Origin of the sequence: Microbacterium sp. B19 (assembly GCF_000333395.1) — a bacterium.
Classification (GTDB): Bacteria; Actinomycetota; Actinomycetes; order Actinomycetales; family Microbacteriaceae; genus Microbacterium.
Map to the genome: position 1 here is coordinate 1 of NZ_BADA01000462.1, position 26,266 is coordinate 26,266.

Sequence of the window (26,266 nt, forward strand, 5' to 3'; positions counted from 1 at the left end):
CAGCACCTGACGAGCTGACGACTAAGGGGCGTGGCATCCGATCGATGGATGCCACGCCCCTCGGCGTTCGTGCGGGACTCAGCCCTTCGTCGCTCCGGCGAGGAGACCGCGGACGAAGAACCGCTGCAGCAGGAAGAACACGATCAACGGGACGAGGATCGAGATGAACGTTCCGGCCGACTGCAGGAACCACTGGTCGCCCCACGTGCCCGACAGCGAGTTCAGCGACTGTGTCAGCGGCAGCGACGATGATGGCGCGAAGATCGTCGCCACGAGCAGGTCGTTCCACACCCAGATGAACTCCAGCACCGCGAAGGATGCCAGCGCGGGAGCCGCGAGCGGCAGGATCAGGCGGAAGAACACCTGACCGTGACCGGCACCGTCGACGCGCGCCGCTTCGATGACCTCGGCCGGGATCTCCGCGATGAAGTTGTGCAGCAGGAAGATCGCCAGCGGCATCGCGAAGATCACGTGCGCGATCCACACCGTCGCGAAGCTGTGCTCCACGCCGCGCAGATCGAAGCCCGGGAAGATCGTGACGTCGTTGATGGTGAGGCCGCGCGAGAACAGGCTGAGCAGCGGCACGAGGGCCATCTGCAGCGGCACGATCTGCAACGCGAAGATGAAGATGAAGAAGAAGTTCCGGCCCTTGAACTCGATCCACGCGAACGCATACGCGATGAGCGAGGCGATCGCCAACGCGAACAGCACGACCGGGATCGTGATGGCCAGCGAGTTCACGAACGACGCGGCGAGCGTCAGCGCCGTGCCACCCGAGGTGAGCGCGAGACGGTAGTTGTCGATCGTGAACGACGGGTCGGTGAACACCGTCCACCAACCGGTCGACTGGGTGTCGGAGCCGGGGCGGAACGACGTGATGAACAGGCCGAACGTCGGGATCGTCCAGAAGAACGCGATCGCGATGGCGGCGATCGTCGCGCCCTTCGAGGTGAGGCGCTTGCGCGCCTGAGCCTCGTGCTTGCGCGTGTCGCGGGCGACCTGCCGGGCGGAGCGCTTGTCGTCGGTGGGTTCGAGCACCACGGTGGAGGTGGTCATCGCACTTCCCTCTGCTTCCGGATCTGACGCACGTTGAAGATGATCAGCGGCAGGACGAACAGGAACAGCACGACCGCGAGGGCCGCGGAGTGCCCGTAGCTCTGGAATCGCTGCTGCTGGTTGACCATCTCGAAGGCGAGGACGGTGGAGTCGTTGCGACCACCGGTCATCACCGCGACGATGTCGTAGATCTTCAGCGCGCCGATGGCGATCGTGGTGAGCACCACGATGAGCGACGAGCGGATGCCGGGAACGGTGACGTTGATGAAACGCTCCCACGCGTTGGCGCCGTCGAGTTCGGCGGCCTCCATCTGCTCCGGCGGCACGGCCTTGATGGCGGCGGAGAGGATGACCATCGCGAGGCCCGTCTGGCTCCAGATGAACACCACGACCAGCAGAAGGGTGTTGATCAGCGGCGTGGCCGCGAGCCACGACACCGGCTGACCGCCGAACGCCGTGACGATCGCATTCAGGATGCCGATCTGGTCGCCCTGGCGGAAGTCGTAGACGAACTTCCAGATGATGCCGGCGCCGACGAACGAGATCGCGAACGGCATGAAGATGAGGACCTTGAGGACCTTCTCCCCCGCCGCGCGGTCGATGAAGACGGCGTACGCGAGACCGATCGCCGTGGCGAAGGTCGGAGCGAGCAGCACCCAGATGAGGGTGTTGATGACCGACCAGAAGCCCTCGGGGTTGGTGAAGGTCCAGACGTAGTTGTCGAAACCGACGAAGTTCTTGCCCGTCTTGTCGAGGAACGACTGCACGAGGGTCGACAGGGCCGGGTACACCAGGCCCATCAGCAGCAGGATCGCGGCCGGGGCGGCGAAGAGCACGAGCTGGAACAGGTAGCCGGCGCCCTGACGGGAGCGGTAGTCGGCGTAGAACAGGATGCCGCCGAGGATCACCGCGATCGCGAGGACGTAGATGACCGCGTTCTGGTAGGGACGCAGCAGCATGAAGGCGATCACGGGGATCGCGAAGCACGCGATGAGGCGGATCCAGAAATAGCGCTTGCCGGAGCGCGGCGCGTACTCGATCAGCAGGAGCAGCAGGCCCACGACAGCGCCGAAGACGAGCAGCACGAGCGGGATCTGCACGAGCGGGTTCATCTCGCCCAGCGTCTTGAAGAAGCTGTTGAGCGAGAAGCCGAGGGACGTCGGCTTGGTGTCGGACGGCGCTCGCGTCACCATGAAGAGGAACAGCGCCACCACCGCGATGAGCGCGATGACGACGACCGTGACGGTCGTCCGGTGTCTCCGTGAGAGATCGCGGGATGCCGTCTCGGCATCCGGGACCTCGTGTGGGCGAGATGCCGCTGGGGGCTTCTCCGCCTGCCTGATCTGGGTCATGACTTCCCTCCCGAACACTCCGTCGTGCTCATCGATGGACGGGCCGCTCTCGTGGCGCCGTGGGGGTTACGGTACTCGGTGGGCCGCCCGCCGGAGCGGACGGCCCACCGATCTTGCGAGGTCGGGTCAGTTGTTGTAACCGGCCTGGATGTCGCTGAGCACCTTGTCGGTCGGCGTGCCGTCGATCCAGCTCACCATGCCCTTCCAGAACGATCCGGCGCCGACGGTGGCCGGCATGAGGTCGGACGCGTCGAAGCGGAGCGTGGTGTCGGGGTTCTGGACGACCTTCATGGCCTCCTGCAGGAACTCGCTGGACGCGAGCGACGGGTCCGCACCCTTGTTGGCCGAGATCACGCCGCCGAGCTTGACGCGGGCGTCAGCGAACTCGGGGCTCGACATGAACTCCGCGACCTTCTGGACGTTGGCGTCGTCGGAGAACGTCGCGACGAACTCGCCGCCACCCTCGACCGACTGCTCGCCCTCCTTGACGCCCGGGAGCAGGAACGCGTAGACGTCACCGTCGGGCGCGACCTTGACCTCGCCACCGGAGGCGTTCTTGACCGTGAGGAAGTTCGACGACAGGAACGAGGCCTGGTGGGTCAGCGCGCAGCTGCCGTCCGCGACCTTGGCGGCGACGTCGGCGAAGGCCACCGAGTTGATGCTCTTGACGTCACCGAAGCCGGCGTTGACGTACGCCGGGTTGAGGAGGATCTTGCCGACGGCGTCGAAGGCGTCCTTGATCTGCGGGTCGGTGAACTTCACGTCGTTCGCGACCCACTTGTCGTAGACGTCAGGGCCGGACTGACGGAGGACGAGGTCCTCGATCCAGTCGGTGCCGGGCCAGCCGGAGGCGTCACCCGAGGCGAAACCGGCGCACCAGGGAGCCGATCCGGTCTTCTGCTGGATGGTCTGGGTGAGCGTGAGCAGCTCGTCGTACGTCTTCGGGATCGAGACGCCCCACTCCTTGAACTTCGCCGGCGAGTACCAGACGTAGCCCTTGACGTTGGCGAGCATCGGAGCGGCGTAGAAGTCGCCGTCCACGGTTCCGTAGGACTTCCAGTCCTTGCCCCAGTACTTGTCGACGTTGGACGAGACCGCATCCGTCGCCTTCTTGACGTCGCCCGTGCCGACGAGGGTCTGGAGCAGACCCGGCTGCGGCACGATGGCGATGTCGGGGGCGTCGCCACCGGTGACCTTGGTCACGATGTTGCCCTCGAAGCTCTTGTCGCCGGTGTACTCGACCTTGATGCCGGTGTCCTTCGTGAACTGGTCGAAGGACTGGTTCAGCAGATCGGCCTCGCTACCGGTGATGCCGCCGGAGATGCGAACCGTGGTGGTGCCCTGCGAGCTCCCGCCGGATCCGCCCGAGTCGCCCTCGGCACAGCCCGCGAGCGCGATCGCACCGACCGCCAGCAGCCCGACGGGAGCCAGCAGGCGATACCGCTGTGACATGCCCATGTGATTTCTCCTCTTTGAGTTCTGTGGATCGGAACCCATCGGGAACCGATTCCAGATCACCGTAGGCTAGAACGACCCGTTGCGCAACAAACTTTGATCACGAGTCAATAACTGGCGGATTCCCGGGGATTTTCGCGGTGGAAAGGCGGAGGAACCGGTTCCAGATTCGGCATTTGTCGGATACTCTTCATGACGTCGACACGGACGTCGACCACCCTCGAGGAAGACGGCTATGAGCGGAATCGCCGATGTGGCACGCCTGGCAGGCGTGTCGAAGTCGACGGCGAGTCGCGCGCTGACCGGCGGCGGCTACGTCTCCGATGACACCCGGCGACGCGTCACCGACGCGGCGGCATCCCTCGGCTACGTGCCCTCCACGAGCGCCGTGAGCCTGGCGACCGGACGCACCCGCACGGTCGCCCTCATCGTCCCCAAGGTCAACCGCTGGTACTTCGGCGCGATCATCGAGGGCGTCGAACGCTCGCTCATCTCGCAGGGCTACGACGTGACGCTCTACGTCGCCGAGCCCGGCTCCCGCGACCGCGAGAGCCTGTACTCGACGTACCTCGCGCGCAAGCGGTTCGACGGCATCATCGCCGTCGCGCTCGAGCCCGGCGACAGCGACCTGGAGCGTCTTCTCGCGATCGACAAGCCCACCGTGTGCATCGGCAACCCGCTGCAGGGCATCCCGACCCTGGGTCTCGACAACATCGGGATCACCCGCATCATCACCCAGCACCTCATCGCACTCGGGCACACCGACATCGCATTCGTCGGCAGCACCCCGCCCACGGATGCGCCGGCCCGCGACGTCGACGAACGCTCGATCGGCTACCGCAACGCCATGAACGACAGCGGCCTCGCGGTGCGGATCCGCAACGTGCCGTCGACGCTCACGATCACCGATGCGTACGCCGCCGCGGCTTCGTTCCTCGCCGACGCCGCATCGCGGCCGACCGGCGTGGTCGCGGCGTGCGACGAGGTGGCCGTGGGCGTCATCATCGCGGCGCGCCGCATGGGCATCTCGGTCCCCACCGAGCTGAGCGTGGTCGGCATCGACGGTCACGACTACGCCGAGATGTTCGCGCTGACCACGATCGAGCAGTACCCGGGGGCGCAGGGCGTCGAGGCGACCCGCCTGCTGCTGTCGATGCTCGAGGGCGAGCAGCCGCCGCCCCGCACCACCGCCGACACCCGGCTGGTCGTGCGCGCGTCCACCGCTCCCCCGCGCACCCTCTGACGCGGCAGGTCCTGAGACGCACGAAGGCCCGGATGCCACTGGCATCCGGGCCTTCGTTACGCGAAGTGCGTGGAATTACTTGAGGGTCACCGTGGCGCCGGCAGCCTCGAGGGCTTCCTTCGCCTTGTCGGCGGTCTCCTTGTTCGCGCCCTCGAGCACGGCCTTGGGGGCACCGTCGACGACGGCCTTGGCCTCGCCGAGGCCGAGCGAGGTGAGCTCGCGGACGACCTTGATGACCTGGATCTTCTTGTCGCCGGCGGCCTCGAGGACGACGTCGAACGAGTCCTTCTCCTCGACCTCTTCGACGGGGGCAGCGCCACCGGCGGCGGGGCCGGCCACGGCCACGGGGGCGGCAGCGGTGACGTCGAAGGTCTCCTCGAACGCCTTGACGAACTCGGAGAGCTCGATGAGGGTGAGCTCCTTGAACGCGTCGAGCAGCTCTTCGGTGCTGAGCTTAGCCATTGTGTTTCTCCTTGATCGGGATTGTCATCCGGGCCGGGTCAGGCCGCGGTGTCCTGCTTCTCGCGCAGCGCGTCGACCGTGCGAACGGCCTTCGACGGAAGCGCCTGGAAGACGTATGCCGCCTTGGTCATCGTCGCCTTCATCGCACCGGCGAGCTTCGCCAGCAGGACTTCACGGCTTTCGAGATCGGCGAGCTTGTTGACCTCATCCGCGGTGAGCGGGGCGCCATCGAAGTAGCCGCCCTTCACCACGAGCTGAGGGTTAGCCTTGGCGAAGGCACGCAGGCTCTTCGCGACGGCGACGGGGTCGCCGTGCACGAACGCGATGGCAGACGGGCCCTTGAGCTCGTCGTCCAGCCCCGAGACCCCCGCGTTGGCGGCGGCGATCTTGGTCAGCGTGTTCTTCACCACGGCGTACTCCGCGTCCTGACGGATGTCGTTGCGCAGCTGCTTGAGCTGGGCAACCGTCAGACCGCGGTACTCGGTCAGCAGAACGGCAGTCGAGTTCTCGAAGTGCTTCGTGAGCTCGGCGACCGATGCGTCCTTCTGCGCCATGGCCACTCCTTGTGTGTACGAGGTGCTCCGCGGAAGCGGGGCACCGGCCAAGACACCGGGCGACGGCAAAAAAGAAGAGCTCCGGCGCAGGCGCACGGAGCTCGGAATCCCGATCGGGAGGAGTTACGTATACCTGCGCAGGTCCTCTGCCTTTCGGCAGACGCTTCGATCTTCGTGCACGCACGACGATGACCGGCGGTCTTTGGCTTGCCCCCACTGTACCAATCCCTCGCCCGCGCGCCAAATCCCCGCCCCGCCCCTCCCGCGCCCGCGCCCGCGCCCCGTCCCGGTAGGGCGCCAGTTCACGTGAAATGGCTGAGCGCACGTGTCGTATCGCGCCACGGCGGGTACACCGAGCCAGTTCACGTGATCTGGCGGGCGTGAAGGGCGCCAACAGGCGGCACATGAACACCGAACGCCTGAAGCCGGGAGCGGAGTGCATCGGGAGTGGCGATGTCGCGCCATCCGCCGCGGGTCACGCGCCACTGGGTGACGCCGCGAATCCAGTCTTCGCGGCGCTTCTCCTCCAGAAGCACCTGGGAGAGTGCGCGGCCGTTCCGCATCCCCTCGTCGGTGTACTTCACTTCACCGTCGAACTCCCAGAAGGTTTGATGATCGGGCAGGGCGATGTCGACGAAGTAGTCGCGGCCGTTCGGTCCTTCGACTCGAACCTGCAACTCGAACTGCCGGAACCCCAAGCGGGCGAGTTGCAGGCGGCTCAGGCTCTCTCCCGGCAGCTCGGCCCGCCCGTCGGCGAACGACACGACCCTGCGCGCGCGGGCGATGCCTCTGCGCCCCGGAGAGGCTGCGGCTCTCTCGAGCAGGCGGTCACGCCACCGTTCCTGGGCATCGCGGGAGTACGCACGTCCGTTCATGACTTCACGCCGTGACGCCGCATCGGCGCAGCTCACGCCCGCCTCTATGGAGCAGGTACGCGCGACGTCGAACACGGTGCGGTCGACAGACGTACAACGGATGCCACCTATCTCCACGACATCTTCGTCCGAGAGGCGATCGGCGTGCCGACGCAGACCCGGCCGCCCGGACATTCGCATCCCCGCCATCGTGGTCGTCTCTACGGGCCAATCCACCTGATCGGGCCGAGCGAGCCCGTGCAGCACGGCAGCAGACCGGTGGGAGAACACGGCAGACGCGCCCGTCATCTGCCTGTGCGCCGCGACCAGCCGAACCAGATGGCGCCCATCCGCCCACAGATCGGCCAGTTCGTCCGAGAAGGCGTAGGCGTCACGATGGAGCCGCACGAGACTCCCGTCGGCGAGCGCCGACCGGAGCGCGGCCGTCGACCCGTCGACGTCCAGAACCTGGTGCCGCGAGCGGACGATCGCGCGTGCATCTTCGATACCGATATGACGTGGCATCCCTCCACAATCGCGATCCCGCCGCTCGCCCGCTCTCGCTCAGCCTGGTGCTGTGCACAAGTCGACCTGTGGAGGAGCGGTTTGCGCTCTCGTGCCTCGGCATCCAGTTCACGTGAACTGGCCGAACGTACACGCTGCGACAGACAACGACGCGTGACCTCGACCAGATCACGTGAACTGGCGACCGCGACACGACCACGGCACCCAGGGCCACACGGCGACCCCGAGACACACCGCGCCATCGAATGAACGCACGGCCCGACGGGGTTAGGGTCGAACGCATGTCCCCCGAGCTCGTCGCCTCCCGCAGCGCCGACCTCGAGTCGCGGATCGTCGCCGATTCCCGCGACCGTGTCGCCTGGATCCGCGCGCGTTCGCGAGGCATCACCGCGACGGACGTCGCGACCCTCACGAGCGCCAACGCGATCGCGCGAGCGGCGGATGCCAAGCTCCTCGGCTCGAACTTCTCGGGCAATGCCTACACGGCGCACGGTCGTCGGCGCGAGCCCGAGATCGCGGCGTGGGTCGCGGCGACGCATGGCATCCAGCCGTCGTCGGCGCTGTACCACGCCGTCGTCGAGAAGCGGCACCTCGCCACCCCCGACGGGGTCGTCGTGGATGCCGAGGGGCGCATCGTCCTGGCCGAGATCAAGACGACCAACAAGTCGTGGCGGTCGATCCCCCGCACCTACCTGCGACAGGTCTGGTGGCAGCAGCACGTGCTCGGCGCGGAGCGCACGCTCGTGGCGTGGGAGCAGCACGACGGCTTCGTCCCGGTGGACGACGAGCCGCGCTGCCAGTGGGTGGACCGCGACGAGAAGGAGATCGCGTCGCTCGTCCGCCTCGCCACCTCGCTCATCGACGAGCTGTACCGGCGCACGACAGCGGGCCGCGCTCCCGCCCCGCGTCCCGAACCCACCGAGAGGTATCGCGCGCTCGCGCTCCTCGACGGATAGTTGACTCACATCAAACATCCGGCGTATAGTTGCTCTTAGTCAACTATCGCGCCGACGTCGTCGCGGCATCCTTCCTCCCCCAGGAGACCCCCGCATGACCTCACCCGTCCCCGACACCGCCGCGCCGCGGCGCGTGCTCCCCGCCCTCATCGGACTGCTCCTCGGCATGTTCGTGTCGATGCTGGCCTCGACCGTCGTCTCGACGTCGCTGCCGGTCATCGTCCACGACCTGTCCGGTGATCAGAACGCCTACACCTGGGTCGTCACCGCGACCCTCCTCACCACCGCGATCTCCACCCCGATCTGGGGCAAGCTCGCCGACCTGTTCAACCGCAAGGTGCTGATCCAGGTCGCGATCGCGATCTTCGTGCTCGCCACCGCGGCCGCCGGGTTCTCCCAGAACACCGACATGCTCATCGCCTTCCGCGCCGTGCAGGGCCTCGGAGCCGGTGGCCTCGCCGCGCTCAGCCAGGTGATCATGGCCGACATCATCAGCCCGCGCGAGCGCGGTCGCTACATGGGCCTGTTCGGTGCCGTGATGGCCGTCGCCACCGTCGGCGGCCCGCTCCTCGGCGGCGTGATCACGGATGCCTTCGGCTGGCGGTTCAACTTCTTCGTCGCCCTGCCCTTCGCCGTCGCCGCACTCCTCATCCAGCAGCGCACCCTGCACCTCCCGAAGCGCGCGAAGCGCAAGGTCAAGATCGACTACCTCGGCATCGTGCTGCTCTCGACCGCCGTCTCGCTGCTGCTGATCTGGGTGACCAACGCCGGACGTTCCTTCGACTGGGCGAGCACCGAGACGCTCCTCATGGTCGGCGGTGCCGTGCTCGCCGCGATCCTGTTCATCGTGGTCGAGCTGCGTTCGTCCGAGCCGCTCGTGCCGCTGACCCTCTTCCGGGATGCCACCTTCACCCTCGCCACGATCGCCTCGATCGCGACCGGCCTGGCGATGTTCGGCACGTCGGTGTTCCTCAGCCAGTACATGCAGATGGCGCGCGGAGCCACGCCCACGCAGGCCGGCGTCATGACGATCCCGATGATCGCGGGCCTGCTCCTGGCATCCATCATCGTCGGCGCGCTCATCACGCGCTTCGGTCACTGGAAGCCGTTCCTCATCGCGGGCGGCGTGCTGCTCATCGCGGGCACGTACCTGCTGTCGACGATCCACTACGACACGAACTTCGCGCTGGTGTCGTTGTACATGTTCCTGCTGGGCGCCGGTGTCGGCATGACGATGCAGAACCTCGTGCTCATCGTGCAGAACACCGCCGATCCCGAGCGCATGGGGGCGGCGAGCTCCGGCGTGACGTTCTTCCGCAGCCTCGGCGGCACCATCGGCGTCTCGGTCATGGGCGCGGTGCTCGCCAGCACAGCGACGAGCCTGTTCACCGATCGCGCCGCGGACGTGCAGGCCGCCATCGCGGGGCTCGGCCCGGCCGGTGCTCCCGTCGCCCAGGCGCTGCAGTCCGGCACGATCCCGCAGGTGTCGACGCTCCCCGACGCCGTGCGCGTGATCGTCGAGGACATCTACGCCCTGTCGATCGCCCACGCGTTCCTCATCGCCGTGCCGGTGGCGATCGTGAGCCTCATCGCCATCGTGTTCCTGCCGAACCGGCCGCTCACGCGCATGACGACGTCGGAGCGCGTCGCCGCGAGCGAGGCGGACCTGGCCACCGTGTCGGTACCTGCGGGAATGGCGGCGCTCGCCACGACGGGAACCGTCTCGACGGCGGACGTCACGTCGCGTCGTCGGACGCGGTCGAACTCCCCGATGGGGGAGGATGGGTGACATGACGAGCGAAAACGACGCCGAGCGGCAGGCCGCCGTGCACGCGCTCGAATCGTCGTTCTCCGAGCTCCTGACCACGTTCCGCCGCTACATCGCGGAGGCGGCGGAACGGGTCAGCCCCGGGATGCTCCCGGCGACGTTCAAGACCCTGTCAGTCGTCAGCCGGTTCGGCCCGATCACCCTGTCGACGCTCGCCGAGCGGCTCGCCACCGACAAGGGATTCCTCAGCCGCGCGATCAGCGACCTCGAGGGCGCCGGCCTGGTGACGCGCACCCTCGACCCGAACGATCGCCGCTCGCGCCTCATCGCGGTCACCCCCCTCGGGCAGGAGCGCCTCGACGACGCGCGCGCGCCGCACGAGAGCCGCCTGTACGAGGCGCTGACCGACTGGTCGGTCGACGACATCGCGCATCTCTCGACGATGCTGCACGCCCTCGCCGTGGGCGGGGTGCCGGCCGCGGGTGAGCGTTCGCCCCGCGGAGCGGACGCGACACGGTGATCGAGGCGTAACACCGCCGAGACAATGGCGCGCTTGACTGGTCGAGTCGAGGCGGAGTCGCCGTCGACGTGACCCCGAGAGGAGCGCCCGATGAGATTCCGATCGACGCGTCCCGAGGCCAGCGTCGAGGCGCCCGGCCCCACCCATCCCGAGACCATGCGCGCCGTCGTCCTGGACGCCCCCGGCGAGCCGGACGTCCTGCACGAAGCGACCGTGGCGGTGCCGACACCGATCATGAGCGAGGTGCTGGTGCGCGTGGTCGCGGCGGGTATCAACCCGATCGACGCGAAGACCCGGGCCGGTCGCGGCGCGAGCGGTGCGATCACGTCGTGGCCCGCGACCCTCGGCTACGACTTCAGCGGGGTCGTCGTCGCTACCCCGTACGAGTCCCACCCCTTCCCGCCGGGAACCGAGGTGTTCGGTATGACGCCGACCCCGCGCACGCCCGGCACGTACGCCGAGTACGCCGTCGTCCCGTCGCTCTCGCTCGCGCGGAAGCCCGCCTCGCTCTCCCACGTGGAGGCCGCGGGGGTTCCCCTGGCCGCCCTGACCGCGTGGGGCGTCGTCGTCGAGACGGCACTGGCCCACGCGAACCAGCGCATCCTCATCCACGCGGCGAGCGGCGGCGTCGGACACTTCGCCGTGCAGTTCGCCGCGTACTTCGGCGCGCACGTGATCGCGACCGGGTCACCGCGCAACCTCGACTGGCTGCGCGAGCTGGGTGCGGCCGAGGTCGTCGATCACACCGCGGTCCGGTTCGAGGACGTCCTCGCCGACGTCGATGTCGTCGTCGACCTGATCGGCAACACCGTCGCGAACACCGGCACGCGCTCGCTCGACGTCCTCCGTCCGGGCGGCCTGCTCATCGAGGTCCCCACCGGCGCGTGGCCCGGCTATCGCGAAGCGGCGGCGGCGCGTGGCATCCGTTCCACCGGATACAAGGTCGTGCCCGACGGCAGCGCCCTGTCCACGATCGCGCGTCTGCTGGATTCCGGAGCCGTTCGCGTCTTCGTCGACCGGGTCTTCGACCTCGAGGATGCCGCGGACGCCCACCGCGAACTGGAGAAGGGGCACACGCGGGGCAAGATCGTGCTGCGCGTCAGCGACGACTGACCCCGCCCGACGCGAGCACCCGCCGCCCCTCGCCCACCACCTCCTCGGCGACCTCGTCGAGGAGCGGGGACGTGAGGTTCCACTGCTGCCAGAACAGGGGCACCTCGACAGGATCGCCGCCGAGCCGCACGAGCGCCCCGCTCGCCAGGCCCGCGGCGGACTGGAAGCCCGGCAGCAGTCCCCACCCGAGTCCCAGCGCGACCGCGGTCGCGAAGTCCTGCGAGGCGGGAACGCGATGCCGCGGCGGCTCCCCCGCCGGCACGCCGCGTGCGGCCAGCCACTGCGTCTGCAGGTCGTCGCGGCGGTCGAAGTCGACGACCGGCGCCGCCGCCAGGGCGGTCGCGTCCACCCCGTCCGGGAACCATCGCGCGGCGAATCCGGCCGAGGCGACCGCCTCGTAGCGCAGGACCCCCAGCCGACTCACGCGGCATCCCGCCACGGGCGCCTCCCGCGACGTGACCGCCGCCATCACGACGCCGGATTCCAAGAGCCCCGCGGTGAAGTCCTGGTCGTCGCGGTGCAGGTCGAACACGACGGAGCGGCGCTCCGCGACCCGCTGCAGCGGCGGCAGGAACCAGGTCGCGAGCGAGTCCGCGTTGACCGCGAGCGGGACGGATGCCACGGCCCCGTCGTCCGCGCCCATCGCCGCGAGCGCGTCGTGCTCGAGCAGCGCGAGCTGGCGCGCGAGGCGGACCACGGCGTCGCCCGCGGGCGTCGTCCGCACGGGCTTGGACCGCACGAGCACGACGCGCCCCAGTTGGTCCTCGAGCGCACGCAGGCGTTGGCTCACCGCGGACGGGGTGATGTGGAGGCGGCGGGCCGCGGCATCCAGGGTCCCCTCGTCCACCACCGTGGCGAGGGTGCGCGCGAGATCCAGGGGAACCGACATGAAGCGATGCTAATGCTTCTTCAGAATCCTGAACTGGTCTGGATGCCACGCGCGCCCTAGCGTCGGAGGGTGCTCTCCTCCCTCGCCGCCGGATTCGGTCTCGGTCTCTCGCTCATCGTCGCGATCGGCGCGCAGAACCTCTTCGTGCTGCGCCAGGGCGTGCGCCGCGAACACGTCCTCGCCGTCGTCGCGGTGTGCGCGGCCTCGGACGCAGTCCTCATCGCGCTCGGCGTCTCGGGCGTGGGCGCGATCGTGACCGCGGTGCCGTGGGTGCTCGCCGTCGTGCGCTGGGCGGGGGCCGCCTTCCTCGCCGGGTACGGCGTCGTCGCCGCCCGGCGGGCGCTGCGGCCGTCGGGGGCGACCCTCCACGTCGACGGGGGCGCGTCGACGAGCGTCCGGACCCTCACGGCGACGACCACCCGCACGGCGGCAATCCTCACCTGCCTCGCGCTCACGTGGCTGAATCCGCACGTCTACCTGGACACCGTGTTCCTCCTCGGGTCCGTCGCGGCGACGCACGGTGCCGAGCGCGGCGTGTTCGGCGTCGGTGCCGCCGCCGCGAGCGTCGTCTGGTTCACCGCCCTCGGCTTCGGCGCGCGGTTCCTCGGCCGGTGGCTCGACAGCCCGCGGGCCTGGCGGGTGCTGGACGGCGCCATCGCCCTCGTCATGTGGGTGTTGGCTCTCTCGCTCGTCCTCCCGGTGTTCACCAGGTGAGGTCACAATGGAGCCATGGCCACCGTTGAGATCACCGTTCGCGGACACGTCCAGGGCGTCGGATTCCGGTGGGCGCTGCGCGCCGAGGCGGAGCGGCTCGGCGTCACGGGCTGGGTGCGCAATCGCCGCGACGGTGCCGTGGAAGCACGCGTGAGCGGAGCGCCGGCCGCGGTCGACGCGCTCGTCGCCTGGACGCACCACGGTCCGCCGCTCGCGCACGTCGAGCGGGTCGAGGTCGCCGAGCTCCCGGATGCCGAGGACGGCGAAGACTTCGAGATCCGCGAGTCGGCCTAGCCGCGACCGTTCGGGAGCCCCGCGCGGAGTTCCCCGAGAACCTCGGCCGCGTCCTCCCACCGTGCGAGCGCCGCGGCCTGCCCGGCCCACAGCGAGAGCAGGTCGCCCTCCCCCGCGGCGGCAGCGGCCGCCCGGAACACCCCGGTGAGCCAGTTCTGCGCGGGGAACGGCGCGATCGCCCCGGCCGCTTCGATCTCGCGGACAGCACGATTCGGGATGCCACGCGCCAGGCACCCGCTCATCGCCCGGGTGAGGACCGTGTCCGTGTCGCCCGCGGCGGCGAGGGCGGCTCGGTGGGCAGCGGTGGCCGCGGACTGACGCGTGCGGAGGAACGCCGTGCCGACCTGGACGCCCTCGGCGCCGAGCGCGAACGCGGCCGCGACTCCGCGACGATCGGCGATCCCGCCCGCGGCGATCACCGGCACGGACACCGCGTCCACGACCTGCGGCACGAGCGCGAACGTCCCGACGAGCGAGGCCGCGGGATCGCGCAGGAACGACACTCGGTGGCCCGCCGCCTCCATTCCCGTCGCCACCACGGCATCCACTCCCCCGGCTTCCAGCGCGACGGCTTCGGCGACCGAGGTGGCGGTGCCGACGACACGGATGCCGTGATCTCGGGCGCGCGCGACGGTCGTGGCATCCGGGACGCCGTAGACCACGCTCAGGACGTCGGGTCGGGCGGTGAACACCGCGTCGAGCTGGTCGTCGAGGGCCGGCAAGAAGGTGGCGGGCACCGTCGGACGCGCGACACCGGCGGCGGCGAACAGCGGAGTCGTGGCATCCAGGATCGGGGCGAGATCGACGTCGGACGGGGCGACCTCGTCGCCACGCGGCCACCACAGGTTCACGGCGATCGGGCGGTCGGTCGCCCGTCGCAACCGCGCGATCGTGTCGGCGATACGGTCCGGCGAGTAGCCGTAGAGTCCGAACGAGCCGAGCCCGCCGCCGGTGCTGACGGCCGCGGTCAGGTCGACCGACGACAGTCCGCCGAAGGGGCCGAGGACGATCGGGAGGTCGACCCCGAGGAGTTCGGTGAGGCGCGACACGGTCAGTCCAGGGGCCGCAGGAGACGGTCGAGGAACCGGCGCGTGCGCTCTTTCTGCGGCGCGGTGAACAGCGTCGCGGGGGCGCCGCGCTCGACGATGACGCCCTCGTCGAAGAACAGCACTTCGTCCGCGACCTCGCGCGCGAAGCCGAGTTCGTGCGTGACGATGACCATCGTCCACCCGTCGTCGGCGAGACCGCGCAGCACCTTGAGCACCTCGCCCACCAGCTCCGGGTCGAGCGCGCTCGTCGGCTCGTCGAACAGCAGGAGGTCGGGCTGCAGCGCCAGCGCGCGCACGATGCCGACGCGCTGCTGCTGACCGCCGGACAGCTCCGCGGGGTAGGCGTCGCGCTTCTCGGTGAGGCCCACGCGGGCGAGCAGCGCCTCGGCGCGGGCGACGGCCTCTGCCCTGGGCACGCCGTGCGCCTGCACCGGACCCTCGATGACGTTCTGCAGCACGGTGAGGTGCGGGAACAGGTTGTGGTGCTGGAACACCATCGCCGACCGGTCGCGCAGCGCCGCCCGGTCGACCTTGGGCACCTTGCTCGCGAAGTCGATCGTCGGGCCGCCGTCGAATTCGACGCGACCCGCCTCGGGGGTCTCCAGTCCGTTCAGGCACCGCAGGACCGTCGTCTTGCCCGAACCGGACGGGCCGATCAGGACCAGAACCTCGCCGCGGCGGACCTCGAGGTCCACCCCGTCGAGCACGCGGGTGTCGCCGAAGCTCTTCTGGAGGCCCCGGACCTCGAGCAGCGGGGAGCGGGTGTCGTCAGCGTGCGACATGGCGATCGAGCCTCCTCTCGAGCACGCCCTGGCCGGCGGACAGGACGAGGCAGAACAGCCAGTAGATCAGGGCCGCCTCGAGGTACACGGCCATGAACTCGTACGAGAACGCGGCGATGTTCTGGGCCTGCCGGAACAACTCCGTGACGAGGATGAGGGATGCCAGTGAGCTGTCCTTCACGAGCGAGATGAACGTGTTGGACAGGGGCGGCACCGAGACGCGGGCGGCCTGCGGCAGGATGATGCGCGTCAGGGTCTTCCGGGGCGAGAGGCCCACGACGTGCGCGGCCTCCCACTGTCCGCGCGGCACGGAGAGGATCGCGGCGCGGATCACCTCGGCGGCATACCCGCCGACGTTCAGCGAGAACGCGATGACCGCGGCCGGGAACGGGTCGATGACGACACCGACCGCCGGCAGCCCGTAGAAGATCACGAACAGCTGCACCAGCAGCGGCGTGCCGCGGATGACCGAGATGTAGAACCGCGCGATCCCGCGCAGGACCAAGTTGCGCGAGAGCCGCAGCAACGCCATGCCGAGGGCGATGACGAGTCCGATGGCGAACGACGCCAGCGACAGCGGGATGGTCCCCCGCAGGCCCGCCAGCACCATGGGCCAGAACGAATCGAGCAGCAGCGTCCAGATGTCGTTCACTCGGCCTCCTTCCTGTCGCGAACGCGGCACGCCCGCCCTCCCACGCTAGGCGGGAGGCGCGGGCGCGCGACGGGGCTTTACTTCGTGACGTCGGCGCCGAAGTACTTCTGGCTGATCTCGGCGAGGGTCCCGTCGGTGCGGAGCTCGTCGAGGGCCCCGTCGATGGCATCCGTCAGGGCCTGCTTGTCCTTCGTCGTCGCGAAGGCGCTGTCGGAGGTGTCGTCCGTCTGCGCCGCGATCTTGAGGCCGGTCGGGCTGTTCGTCTTCTCGTAGTCGAGGTAGGTCAGCTGGTCGTTGATCGTGGCATCCACGCGACCCTGCTTGAGGAGCGCGACGGCCTGCGCCCAGCCCTCGACGGCCTCGACCTGCGCACCGCTCTGCGTCGCGAGCTCGTACCAGTTGCTCGTGAGCGACTGCGCGGTGGTCTTGCCCGACAGGTCGGCGAAGCTCGAGATCGAGGAGTCGCTGTCGGCGGTCACGATGACGCCGCGGGACACGGTGTACGGCGAGCTGAACAGGTACTTCTCCTGGCGCTCCGGGTTGATCGAGACCTGGTTCGCGATGACGTCGAAACGTCCCGCGTCGAGCCCGGCGAAGATGGCATCCCACTGGGTCTCCTGGAAGCGGACCTTGAGGCCCAGCTTCTCACCGACGGCCTGCGCGATCTCGACGTCGAATCCGGTAAGGGTGCCCGACTCGTCGTGGAACGAGAACGGGCGGTAGGTGCCCTCGGTGGCCACGGTCAGGGTTCCGGCCGAGACGAGGCCGAGGTCATCGCCCTGAGCGCTCGACGCGGACGTCGACGTACCGCTGCAGGCGGTGAGGGCGAGGGCGAGAGCGCCGAGGGCGGCGGCGACGACGGGGAGACGACGGGGCATGGCTGTTCCTTGCTGTGGTGCGTGCGGGGGATTCGGGGGGGGGTCCGGGTGTGGCGCTGAGCGCACCCCCAGCCCAACACGTTTCGCCGTGGCATCCTTCCCGGATGACGTCGTGTTGCACGTTCGTGCATCCGGCGGGCGGGGGCTCGGGCCGTGGGGCTGTCGGGCTGTGGCGCTGTAGGGCTGTGGCGCTGTAGGGCTGTAGGACTGTGGGGCTGTGGGGCTGTGGGGCGGTGGGCGCAAAAGCGAAAGCCCCGCCGGCACGAGGCGCGACGGGGCTTTCGACGGGGTGCGTCACACGAAGGCGTTGACGTCCAGGGGGATGCCGGGACCGAACGTGGTCGAAACGGCGCCCTTCTGGATGTAGCGGCCCTTCGAGCTGGACGGCTTGAGGCGGATGATCTCCTCGAGCGCGGCCTTGAGGTTCTCGTCGAGCTGCTCGGCCGAGAACGAAGCCTTTCCGACGACGAAGTGCACGTTGGCGTGCTTGTCGACGCGGAACTCGATCTTTCCGCCCTTGATCTCCTCGACGGCCTTGGCCGGGTTGGGGGTCACGGTGCCGGTCTTCGGGTTCGGCATGAGGCCGCGGGGACCGAGGACCTTACCGAGGCGACCGACCTGGCCCATGAGCTCGGGCGTGGCGACGGCCGCGTCGAACGACGTGTAGCCGCCGGCGACCTTCTCGATGAGCTCGGCGCCGCCGACCTCGTCGGCACCGGCAGCCAGGGCCGCCTCGGCCGCGGGGCCGTTGGCGAAGACGATGACGCGAGCGGTCTTACCCGTGCCGTGGGGCAGGATGACCGTGCCGCGGACCATCTGGTCGGCCTTGCGGGGGTCGACCGAGAGCTTCAGCGCGACCTCGACGGTCGAGTCGAACTTCTTCGAGCCGGTCTCCTTCGCGAGGGCGACGGCCTCGGTCGGGGTGTAGAACGTGTCGGGCGCGACCTTCTCGGCGGCGGCCCGGTAAGCCTTGGACTTGGTAGCCATGATTATCTCCCTCAGTCCTCGACCGTGATGCCCATGGAACGGGCGGTGCCGGCGATGATCTTGGCCGCAGCCTCGATGTCGTTCGCGTTCAGGTCGGGCTGCTTGGTCGTAGCGATCTCGCGCACCTGCTCCTTGGTGAGCTTGCCCACCTTGGTGGTGTGCGGCGTCGGCGAACCCTTGGCCAGGCCGGCGGCCTTCTTGATGAGCTCTGCGGCCGGGGGCGTCTTCAGGATGAACGTGAAGCTGCGGTCCTCGTAGACCGTGATCTCGACGGGGATGACGTTGCCGCGCTGGGCTTCGGTCGCCGCGTTGTAGGCCTTGCAGAACTCCATGATGTTGACGCCGTGCTGACCGAGCGCCGGACCGATCGGGGGCGCGGGGTTGGCCGCACCCGCCTTGATCTGGAGCTTGATCAGGCCGGTCACCTTCTTCTTGGGTGCCATATCCTTTTCCTTTCTCGAGCGGAGCCTCGCGGCCCCTCTCTCCCGCACGTCCGGCCGTTCCGGACAGCGGTCGCGCTCGCGCGGACGCACGAGCAACCTCCCCATCATACGCGATGTCCCGGCATCCTGGCTCCCCCGCCGGCAGCCGCCGCGGCCCGCCCCGGCGCTGCTGCGTCTCCCCCTCCCGCTCCCGCGCGCCCGCGCATAAACGCCCTCGCTCCCCGGAAACGCTCCGTCCGGGCGTTTGCGCCGAGCCGGAGCGTTTACGCGCCACGCGCCGGGCGACTTATCCCCACCCGAAGACAACTCGCCCACGCGAAGTGCGCGCACCTGCGAGCCTCGATTCATGGATGCCGAGATCTCTGCGCTTCGTCGGGCACCCGCACCCCTCATCCACGCGGCGGATGCCATCCACATGGGCGCGCACCCCGCCGACGACTCGGCCCTCCACCGCGTACGACGCGCCGTATACACACCCAGGCACGACTGGGAGGCACTGCCGGAGTGGGACCGGTACCTGCTCCGCGTCCACGCGTTCGCCCTCACGCGTCCGGATGCCGTCTTCTCACACGAATCAGCCGCGGCTCTCCTGGGTCTCCCGATCTTCGGGCACCCTCGGCACATCCACATCTTCGACGCGCGTCGAGAGCGGTCCCTCGTCTACGGCGACGTCGTGGCGCACACGAGCGCCGACTCTCGGCCGACGCGCGAACTCGGCGGCATCCACATCTGCACGGTCGACGACGTCGTGCTGGATCTCGCGCGGGTGCTCCCCCCGGCCTTCGGTCTCGCCGTCGGCGACGCCGCAGTCCGGGCGGGGGGTCTCGAACCCCCGCACCTCGTCGAACGTGCCGCGTTGCAACGGAATCCGAATGGGCGAAAGCGGCTGGACTGGGTCGTCGAACGCATCGATGCACGCGCCGAGTCGGTGGTCGAATCCGTCAGCCGGGCTGTCATCGAGTGGTGCGGATTCCCACAGCCGGAGTTGCAGAGCGAGCATCGTGTCGCAGGGCGTCTCTACCGATCGGACTTCTGCTGGCCGGGACACAAGGTGATCGGCGAGGCGGACGGGTGGTCGAAGTATGATCCCGCCGATGCACGCCGAGCCGCAGAGGCCGTTCGCAACGAGAAGCGACGCGAGGACGCGCTGCGCCGCGCCGGATGGCGTGTCGCGCGGTGGGATTACGCGGACGCACTCCGCGTCGACGGCTTACGTGAAGCGCTCAGTCGCGCCGGGCTCCCCGCCGTGACTCGCCCCAATACCGCCGCGCTGCGGAGCGTCGGCGTCAACCGTCGTTCGCTCTGATCCCTGGACGCGTAGCACCACTCCATAAACGCTCGGGCTCGGTAGAAACGGCCGGACACGGCGTTTCCGCCGAGGCGGAGCGTTTATGCAGGGGTGGTGCGAACGCATGCGGGGGTGGAGCGGGGGGCGCCCGGTGCGGACCGCCCCGGTTCACCCGCCCCACCGCAACGACGGCGAACGCCCCGCCGGCACAGGCCGGGCGGGGCGTTCGGGACAGCGCGGAGCGCGTCAGAGCATCTTGGTGACCTGGTCGAACGACAGCTCGACCGGGGTCTCGCGCTCGAAGAGCGACACGAGCACCGTGAGCTTGCCGCTCTCGGGCTTGATCTCGCTGATCGTGCCGGGCAGGCCCGCGAACGAGCCCTCTTTGATCGTGATGGTCTCGCCGGTCTCGAAGTCGACCTCGGCCGGGATGACGCGCTGCGCGACGGGGGCACCCTTCGCGGCGCCGCCCTTCGCCGGAGCGGACTCCTTGACCTCGACGAGGCTCTTCAGCATGTTGAACGCCTCGTCGAAGCGCAGCGGCGTGGGGTTGTGGGCGTTGCCCACGAACCCGGTGACGCCGGGGGTGTGACGCACGACCGACCAGGTGTCTTCGTTGAGGTCCATGCGCACGAGCACGTAGCCCGGGATGCGCACGCGCGTGACCATCTTGCGCTGGCCGTTCTTGATCTCGACGACGTCCTCCATCGGGACCTCGACCTGGTAGATGTCGTCCTCGACCTCGAGCGTCGACTTGCGCTGCTCGATGTTGGCCTTCACCTTGCGCTCGAAGCCGGCGTAGGAGTGAATGACGTACCACTTGCCGGGGAGCGACCGGAGCTCCGCGCGGAACGCTTCGTACGGGTCGAGGTCTTCGTCGTCGACGGCGTCCTCGTCTTCCGCCGCGTCAGCGGGAGAAACGGATGCCTCGACCTCGTCGACCACACCGGCGGCGGCGGAGACCTCCTCGACGAAGTCCTCGTCGAGAACGGGCGCGTCGGGCTCGCCGTTGATGTCGGGGCCGTCGTAGGGAGTGACCTCATCGGCGAGCTCCGCAGCCTCTTCGGCGGCTTCCTCGGCGAGGGAGTCGTTGAGCACCTCGGCGGCGGCCTCGGCCTCGCTGGCCTCGTCGATCTCGAGTGCGTCGTTCACGATGGCGTCGGCCTCCGGGTCGGTGATGTCGATGTCGTCGAGCTCGTCGTCGTCATCGTCCTCGTCGTCGACGATGTGGATGGCGCTGTGCTCGGCCGCGTCGGACGCGTGCTCCTGGGACGCCAGGACGTCGCCCTCCTGAGCCTCGTCGTCCTCGCTGGACTGCTCGGCCGTGGGCGCCCAATCGGCGTCGTCGACATATCTTTCAGACACTGGTGATCTCTTCCGTTCTGGGGCGGCCGCTCGTGGGGCCGCGCGTCCGCCGAAGCGCCGGTCAGGCGCCGGCGGCGCCGGGGATGCCGAACACGGCGGTAGTCAGCCACACGAACAGCACGTCGAGGCCGTACACGAGAGCCATCATCACGACGACGAACCCGAGGACCACGGCCGTGAACTTGACCAGTTCCTGCCGCGTGGGCGTGACGACCTTGCGCAGTTCCGCGATGACCTGACGGATGAAAAGAGCGATCCGCGCGAAGAAGTTGAGCTTCTTCTCGCGGGGCGCGCCGCGTTCTGCGACGATCTCGCCCCTCGCCTCGTCCTGCGTCATCGAACCACCTAGGTCGTTTCTCGTTGCCAGCGTGCGCTGTGCGCAGGGCGGACAGGAATCGAACCTGCAACCTGCGGTTTTGGAGACCGCTGCTCTGCCAATTGAGCTACCGCCCTAAGGCCCGCGGAGGGCCCGGGATGCGAAACCGACACACTTTCGCCAGGAATCTCTCGGGGAGGGATGCCGCCTGTGCGCGGGGCACAGCGAAAGAATGCAGATTTCGACTGCACTTCCCAGTCTATGCCATGTCCCCCGACGTGGCGAACCGCGCCGGGGGACGGGCACGACTCAGGCCGTGCGGATCAGCTTCTTGTTCACGAACTCGTCGGCCGCGAGAAGCCCCATCTCACGCGCCGTGCCGCTGCGCTTCACACCACCGAACGGCAGCTCCGGCGAGTCGGCGAGCACGAGGTTCACGTAGACCATCCCGGCCTCGATCCGCTCCGCGATGCGCTCCGCCTGAGCGGCATCCGTCGTGAAGACGTACGACCCGAGGCCGAAGCCGGTGTCGTTCGCGATCGCGACGGCCTCGTCCTCTCCCGACACGCGGTAGACCGTCGCGACGGGGCCGAAGAACTCCTCGCCGTAGGCATCCATGTCGCGCGTCACGCCCGTGAGGACCGTGCCGGGGTAGAAGGCGCCGTCGCGCGTCCCGCCGACCTCGAGCGTGGCACCCTGCGCGACCGCGCGCTGCACCTGCTGATCGAGGCGCTCGGCCGCGGCGAGGGACGACAGCGGGCCGAGCACGGTGTCCTCGGCGAACGGGTCACCGACCTTGGCCTCGCCGAGCGCCGCGCTGAATTTCGCCAGGAAGGCGTCGTAGAGGTCGTCGACCACGAGGAAGCGCTTGGCACCGTTGCAGGACTGTCCGTTGTTGTCCAGGCGCGCGTCGACCGCCGCCTGCACGGCCGCGTCGAGGTCGTCGGTGGACAGGAGGATGAACGGGTCGGAGCCGCCGAGCTCCAGTGCGACCTTCTTCAGGTTGCGGCCGGCGACCTCGGCGACGGCGGCACCGGCGCGCTCCGAGCCGGTCACCGAGACGCCCTGCACGCGCGGGTCGGCGATGATCGCGGCGGCCTGGTCGTTGGTGACGCGGATGTTGACGTACGCCCCCTCGGGGAGCCCGGCGTCGCGGTAGATGAGCTGCAGGGCCTCCGCGGACTCGGGGCACTGCGGCGCGTGCTTGAGGAGGATGCTGTTGCCCACCGCGAGGTTCGGGGCGGCGAAGCGGGCGACCTGGTAGTACGGGAAGTTCCACGGCATGATGCCCAGCAGCGGGCCGAGGGCCGAGCGCCGGATGACCGCGGTGCCCTCGCCGAGGATGTCGATGGGGGTGTCGCCCGTGATCCTGTCGATGTTGTCGGCGTAGTACTCGGTGATGTCGGCGGCGAAGTCGACTTCGCCGAGCGCCGCTTCGAGCGGCTTGCCCATCTCGCGCACGATGATCGCGGCGAGGTCGTCGCGGCGCTCGCGGTGCAGCTGGGCCACGCGGCGCAGGGCCTCGGCGCGCTGCGCAGGGGCGGTCCGCGACCAGACGCGGAAGCCGTCGTGCGCGGCGGCGAGGGCGGCCTCGACGCCGGCGTCGGACAGGGTGTCGTACTCGGCGAGGGTCTCCCCCGTGGCGGGGTTGACGACGGCGTAGTCACTCATGTGGGGCTCCCGTTTTTGTGGTCGTGGTGGATGTCGAGGTCATCGGGCGAGGCGGCGGCCCCGACGCGCGCTGGCCGGGGCGTCGATCGCGAGCGTCTCACCGCGGAAGAACGCGGGCCTGCGGAAGTACTGCACCACCATGATGACCGCCCCGAGGACGATGATGGTGACGCCGAGGACGAACACGAGACCGACGCCGCCGACCTCGGATCCGCTGCCGTACTCGGGGTTCATGCTGTCGATCAGCGTCGTGACGAAGATCACCGCGAGGATGACGCCGCCCACGAGCGGGAACAGCAGGGTGAAGAACACGTTGCGCGCGGAGTCGAACCACTGATTCCGGAAGTACCAGACGCACGCGAACGCGGTCAGCCCGTAGTAGAAGCAGATCATGATGCCGAGCGTGAGGATCGTGTCCGAGAGAACGTTGACGCTGACGACGCGCATCACCGCGTAGAACCCGGCGGCGACGATCGCGGAGACGATCGTGGCGTACCCCGGCGTGAAGAACCGCGGGCTGACCGTCGCGAACTTCGGCGGCAGTGCGCCGTAGTGGCCCATCGCGAGCAGCGTGCGGGCCGGCCCGACGAACGTCGACTGCAGCGAGGATGCCGAGCTGGTGAGCACCGCGAGCGAGACGAACGCGGCGAAGGGTCCGAGGATGGGTCCGGCGAGCGCGAAGAAGGCGTTGTCCTGGATCTCGGGGTTGCCGAGACCGTACTCGCCGTCGCCGATGCCGGCGAACATGATCATCGAGACCGCGAGCAGCAGGTACAGCGACACGATGGTCACGACCGTGATGGTCGCCGCGCGCCCGGGCGTCCTCTCGGGGTCCTTCGTCTCCTCGTTCATCGTGAGGGTGACGTCCCACCCCCAGAAGATGAAGATCGACAGCGACACCCCCGCCGCGAACGCGCTGAAGGACGACACCGCGAACGGGTTGAACCACGACCAGTCGAAGGGCGTCGGGTCGTAGGCATCCCCTCGGAGGACGTGCACGACGGCGACGACGGCGAACGCGACGAGCACGATCACCTGGAAGCCCACGAGCACGTACTGCAGCTTCTGCGTCGTCTGCATGTCGCGGTACGACACCACCGTCGCTCCGAGCACGAACAGGAGGCACACGACGATGTTGATCGGGAGATTGGATGCCAGGTCGGCGATGCCCGGCTGGCCCGTGAGCTGCGAGATCAGCAGGAAGAGGAAGTCCACCGCGATGCCGGCGAGGTTGGACAGCACGATGACGGTCGCGGCGATGAGCCCCCACCCGGCCATCCAGCCGATCCACGGCCCGAAGGCGCGCGCGGCCCAGGTGAAGGACGTGCCCGAGTCGGGCATGCGGTTGTTGAGCTCGCGGTAGCCGAAGGCGACGAGGAGCATCGGGATGAACCCGACGAGGATGATCGCGGGCACCTGCACGCCCACGGCCCCCACGGTGGGGCCGATCGCGGCGGTGAAGGTATATGCGGGGGCGATGCAGGAGATGCCGATGACGACGGCGCCGAGCAGGCCGATCGTGCCGGCGCTCAACCCCTTCTTCGACAGACCGCCGGCGTCGCTGCCGGTGGCGGGTGCGGGGGCGGTCATGGCCGCGATCCTTCCGGGGCGGAGGCGTCGGCACGGCTGCGTGGCACGACGACGAGGGGGACGGGGAGTTCGTGCAGCATCTTCGCCGCGGTCGAACCGAGGAACAGGCGGCGGGGCTGCGCGAGGCGGCTGCTGCCGACCATGACGAGCTCGGCGGGATCCCACGCGAGATCGCGGACGGCCTCTTCGATGCTGTCGCCGTCGGCGACGACGACCTCGGCGGCGACGTCGGTGGGCAGTTCGGTGCGCGCCTGGGAGAGCATCTCCTCGGCATGGGCGGCGCCCGCGATGCGGATGGCGCCGGTGGCGAGTCCCGGGGGCAGGTCGACGGTGACGAGCGAGAGCAGACGCAGGGGCACGGATGCGGCGGCGGCGAGCGCGATGCTCTCCTCCCGCAGCACGTCGGCTCCCGGCCTGCTGCCGATCGCGGTCGTGACCCGGCTGATCCCCACGGCGGGATCGACGCGCCGGGACCCCTCGGGGGCGAGGACGACGGGCACGTCGGAGGAGTGCAGCAGTTCGGAGGCGACCGAGCCCAGGCGATGGCGACCGCGCAGGCCGCCGTTGGCGGCACCCACGACGATGTATCCGGCGCCGATCTCGTCGGCGAAGGCCACGAGACCTTCCGCGAACGAATCGGCGTGGCGGATCCGTTCGCGGTGGGTCACGGCATCCCGGATCGTGGTCGCCGCCTCACGGAGCCACTGCTCGGCCTGCTCGCGCACGAGCCGGGCGTAGGCGGCATCCGGGGGCGTGATGACGCTCCGGGCGTCGTCGGGCAGGACGAGGACCACCTCGAGGGGTGCCTGGATCGCCCGGGCCAGCCGGATGCCGAGCGCGAGCGCGTCGGCTCCGGCGTCGGTCGCGGTGTAGCCCACGACCACCGGAGCGCTCATCCGCGTGCGCGATCGAGGATCTCGTCGGCCGCGCGGTGACCCTGGCGGATCGCGCCGTCGACGTGCTGGTACCCGGCACCGGCCATGTCGCTGCACGCGAGGTGGATCGGGCCGACGGGCTCGCGCAGGTCGGCGCCGTAGCGCTGGAGGCCGCCGAGGTCGAAGCTCGCGGCGTAGGCGCCGCGCGTCCACTCCTCCGTGCCCCAGTCGCTCTCGTAGTAGACGATCGGATTCTTGGCCTCGGGCCCGTAGTAGTGCGACAGCGACTCGAGGATGCGCTCCTTGCGCTCCTCGGCGCTCAGCCGGAACAGGTCGTCGGCGTTCTGGTCGGACACGAACCCGACGAGCGTGCCGCGCTCGTCGCCGTGGTTGGTGTTGTCGTACGCCTCGTGCGACAGCTCGTACGGGCTGAACGCGGTGCCCGAGAGCCCCTGCTCGCGCCAGAACGGACGGTCGTAGACGGCGTGCACCTTGATGACGAACCCCATCGAGATGTGCTGGTGCATCTGGTGCTGCTTGCGCGGCAGCGGCGGCTCGAACGAAATCCGCGGGTACAGCACCGGGGCCAGGGCCAGGATCGCGAAGCGGGCGCGG

At 69.2% G+C, this 26,266-nt stretch carries 27 protein-coding genes and 1 tRNA gene; 8 read left to right on the top strand and 20 right to left on the bottom strand.

Annotated features, from left to right (window positions below; translation table 11 throughout):
• Positions 1–78: 78 nt before the first annotated feature.
• From I5G_RS16190 to I5G_RS16200, 3 genes are all read right to left on the bottom strand, one after another.
• Positions 79–1,056 carry a carbohydrate ABC transporter permease gene (locus I5G_RS16190; RefSeq protein WP_022879993.1) on the bottom strand — a complete coding sequence of 326 codons (978 nt, stop codon included), beginning with the start codon at positions 1,054–1,056 and terminating at the stop codon, positions 79–81.
• Positions 1,053–2,249, bottom strand: a complete 1,197-nt coding sequence (locus I5G_RS16195) for a carbohydrate ABC transporter permease (RefSeq protein WP_051038846.1) — start codon at positions 2,247–2,249, stop codon at positions 1,053–1,055. The genes I5G_RS16190 and I5G_RS16195 overlap by 4 nt, the downstream gene beginning before the upstream one ends.
• Positions 2,250–2,534: 285 nt before the next feature.
• The gene (locus I5G_RS16200) at positions 2,535–3,866 is read right to left on the bottom strand and encodes an ABC transporter substrate-binding protein (protein ID WP_022879995.1); all 1,332 of its coding nucleotides are present in this window, start codon (positions 3,864–3,866) and stop codon (positions 2,535–2,537) included.
• Positions 3,867–4,098: 232 nt separating this feature from the next.
• Between I5G_RS16200 and I5G_RS16205 the strand changes: the two genes are divergently transcribed.
• Positions 4,099–5,106 (top strand): LacI family DNA-binding transcriptional regulator, encoded by a 1,008-nt coding sequence (locus I5G_RS16205; protein WP_022879996.1) that lies wholly within the window; start codon positions 4,099–4,101, stop codon positions 5,104–5,106.
• Positions 5,107–5,181: 75 nt separating this feature from the next.
• Here the strand turns inward: I5G_RS16205 and rplL are convergent, their stop codons facing one another.
• From rplL to I5G_RS23035, 3 genes are all read right to left on the bottom strand, one after another.
• Complete coding sequence (gene rplL / locus I5G_RS16210; protein WP_022879997.1) at positions 5,182–5,568, bottom strand: 50S ribosomal protein L7/L12; 387 nt, start codon at positions 5,566–5,568, stop codon at positions 5,182–5,184.
• 38 nt (positions 5,569–5,606) lie between these two features.
• The gene (gene rplJ, locus I5G_RS16215; RefSeq protein ID WP_022879998.1) at positions 5,607–6,122 is read right to left on the bottom strand and encodes a 50S ribosomal protein L10; all 516 of its coding nucleotides are present in this window, start codon (positions 6,120–6,122) and stop codon (positions 5,607–5,609) included.
• A gap of 362 nt (positions 6,123–6,484) precedes the next feature.
• Positions 6,485–7,501, bottom strand: a complete 1,017-nt coding sequence (locus tag I5G_RS23035; protein ID WP_022879999.1) for a hypothetical protein — start codon at positions 7,499–7,501, stop codon at positions 6,485–6,487.
• A 281-nt stretch (positions 7,502–7,782) separates the two neighbouring features.
• Between I5G_RS23035 and I5G_RS16225 the strand changes: the two genes are divergently transcribed.
• From I5G_RS16225 to I5G_RS16240, 4 genes are all read left to right on the top strand, one after another.
• Positions 7,783–8,457, top strand: coding sequence for a YqaJ viral recombinase family protein (locus I5G_RS16225; RefSeq protein WP_022880000.1), 675 nt, complete (start codon positions 7,783–7,785; stop codon positions 8,455–8,457).
• Between the two features lie 94 nt (positions 8,458–8,551).
• Entirely contained in the window at positions 8,552–10,246 is a 1,695-nt protein-coding gene (locus I5G_RS16230) for an MDR family MFS transporter (protein WP_022880001.1), read from the top strand.
• Between the two features lies 1 nt (position 10,247).
• A complete protein-coding gene (locus I5G_RS23040) occupies positions 10,248–10,745 on the top strand; it encodes a MarR family winged helix-turn-helix transcriptional regulator (protein WP_051038844.1) in 498 nt (165 codons plus the stop codon).
• Positions 10,746–10,835: 90 nt separating this feature from the next.
• Positions 10,836–11,858 carry an NADP-dependent oxidoreductase gene (locus tag I5G_RS16240; protein WP_022880003.1) on the top strand — a complete coding sequence of 341 codons (1,023 nt, stop codon included), beginning with the start codon at positions 10,836–10,838 and terminating at the stop codon, positions 11,856–11,858.
• Here the strand turns inward: I5G_RS16240 and I5G_RS16245 are convergent.
• Entirely contained in the window at positions 11,845–12,747 is a 903-nt protein-coding gene (locus I5G_RS16245; protein ID WP_022880004.1) for a LysR family transcriptional regulator ArgP, read from the bottom strand. The genes I5G_RS16240 and I5G_RS16245 overlap by 14 nt on opposite strands.
• A gap of 69 nt (positions 12,748–12,816) precedes the next feature.
• On the opposite strand from I5G_RS16245, the gene I5G_RS16250 reads away from it, so the two are divergent.
• Both I5G_RS16250 and I5G_RS16255 read left to right on the top strand, forming a co-directional pair.
• Positions 12,817–13,461 carry a LysE/ArgO family amino acid transporter gene (locus I5G_RS16250; protein WP_022880005.1) on the top strand — a complete coding sequence of 215 codons (645 nt, stop codon included), beginning with the start codon at positions 12,817–12,819 and terminating at the stop codon, positions 13,459–13,461.
• Between the two features lie 15 nt (positions 13,462–13,476).
• Positions 13,477–13,755, top strand: a complete 279-nt coding sequence (locus tag I5G_RS16255; protein ID WP_022880006.1) for an acylphosphatase — start codon at positions 13,477–13,479, stop codon at positions 13,753–13,755.
• On the opposite strand, the gene I5G_RS16260 is transcribed toward I5G_RS16255, so the two are convergent.
• From I5G_RS16260 to rplK, 6 genes are all read right to left on the bottom strand, one after another.
• Positions 13,752–14,804 carry a nitronate monooxygenase family protein gene (locus I5G_RS16260; RefSeq protein ID WP_022880007.1) on the bottom strand — a complete coding sequence of 351 codons (1,053 nt, stop codon included), beginning with the start codon at positions 14,802–14,804 and terminating at the stop codon, positions 13,752–13,754. The genes I5G_RS16255 and I5G_RS16260 overlap by 4 nt on opposite strands.
• Before the next feature lie 2 nt (positions 14,805–14,806).
• Positions 14,807–15,586 carry an amino acid ABC transporter ATP-binding protein gene (locus I5G_RS16265; protein ID WP_022880008.1) on the bottom strand — a complete coding sequence of 260 codons (780 nt, stop codon included), beginning with the start codon at positions 15,584–15,586 and terminating at the stop codon, positions 14,807–14,809.
• The gene (locus tag I5G_RS16270; RefSeq protein WP_022880009.1) at positions 15,573–16,238 is read right to left on the bottom strand and encodes an amino acid ABC transporter permease; all 666 of its coding nucleotides are present in this window, start codon (positions 16,236–16,238) and stop codon (positions 15,573–15,575) included. Before I5G_RS16270 ends, I5G_RS16265 begins: the two co-directional genes overlap by 14 nt.
• A gap of 77 nt (positions 16,239–16,315) precedes the next feature.
• Positions 16,316–17,116 (bottom strand): amino acid ABC transporter substrate-binding protein, encoded by an 801-nt coding sequence (locus I5G_RS16275; RefSeq protein ID WP_022880010.1) that lies wholly within the window; start codon positions 17,114–17,116, stop codon positions 16,316–16,318.
• 294 nt (positions 17,117–17,410) lie between these two features.
• On the bottom strand, positions 17,411–18,103 hold the full coding sequence (gene rplA, locus I5G_RS16280; protein ID WP_022880011.1) for a 50S ribosomal protein L1: 693 nt from the start codon (positions 18,101–18,103) through the stop codon (positions 17,411–17,413).
• An 11-nt stretch (positions 18,104–18,114) separates the two neighbouring features.
• The gene (gene rplK / locus I5G_RS16285; protein WP_022880012.1) at positions 18,115–18,546 is read right to left on the bottom strand and encodes a 50S ribosomal protein L11; all 432 of its coding nucleotides are present in this window, start codon (positions 18,544–18,546) and stop codon (positions 18,115–18,117) included.
• 346 nt (positions 18,547–18,892) lie between these two features.
• On the opposite strand from rplK, the gene I5G_RS16290 reads away from it, so the two are divergent.
• Positions 18,893–19,852 carry a hypothetical protein gene (locus I5G_RS16290; RefSeq protein ID WP_022880013.1) on the top strand — a complete coding sequence of 320 codons (960 nt, stop codon included), beginning with the start codon at positions 18,893–18,895 and terminating at the stop codon, positions 19,850–19,852.
• A gap of 228 nt (positions 19,853–20,080) precedes the next feature.
• On the opposite strand, the gene nusG is transcribed toward I5G_RS16290, so the two are convergent.
• The 7 genes from nusG to I5G_RS16325 form a co-directional block, all read right to left on the bottom strand.
• On the bottom strand, positions 20,081–21,199 hold the full coding sequence (gene nusG, locus I5G_RS16295) for a transcription termination/antitermination protein NusG (protein ID WP_022880014.1): 1,119 nt from the start codon (positions 21,197–21,199) through the stop codon (positions 20,081–20,083).
• Between the two features lie 61 nt (positions 21,200–21,260).
• Positions 21,261–21,536 (bottom strand): preprotein translocase subunit SecE, encoded by a 276-nt coding sequence (gene secE / locus I5G_RS16300; RefSeq protein WP_022880015.1) that lies wholly within the window; start codon positions 21,534–21,536, stop codon positions 21,261–21,263.
• Positions 21,537–21,579: 43 nt separating this feature from the next.
• Positions 21,580–21,652: transfer RNA gene (locus tag I5G_RS16305), tRNA-Trp, on the bottom strand.
• Positions 21,653–21,824: 172 nt separating this feature from the next.
• Complete coding sequence (locus tag I5G_RS16310) at positions 21,825–23,186, bottom strand: NAD-dependent succinate-semialdehyde dehydrogenase (RefSeq protein WP_022880016.1); 1,362 nt, start codon at positions 23,184–23,186, stop codon at positions 21,825–21,827.
• 39 nt (positions 23,187–23,225) lie between these two features.
• Positions 23,226–24,776: an APC family permease gene (locus tag I5G_RS16315; RefSeq protein ID WP_022880017.1), complete on the bottom strand. Its 1,551-nt coding sequence runs from the start codon at positions 24,774–24,776 to the stop codon at positions 23,226–23,228.
• Positions 24,773–25,672 (bottom strand): universal stress protein, encoded by a 900-nt coding sequence (locus I5G_RS16320; RefSeq protein WP_022880018.1) that lies wholly within the window; start codon positions 25,670–25,672, stop codon positions 24,773–24,775. Before I5G_RS16320 ends, I5G_RS16315 begins: the two co-directional genes overlap by 4 nt.
• The coding region (locus I5G_RS16325) for an NAD(P)/FAD-dependent oxidoreductase (RefSeq protein WP_022880019.1) at positions 25,669–26,266 on the bottom strand (598 nt) is incomplete at its 5' end. The genes I5G_RS16320 and I5G_RS16325, both read right to left, overlap by 4 nt.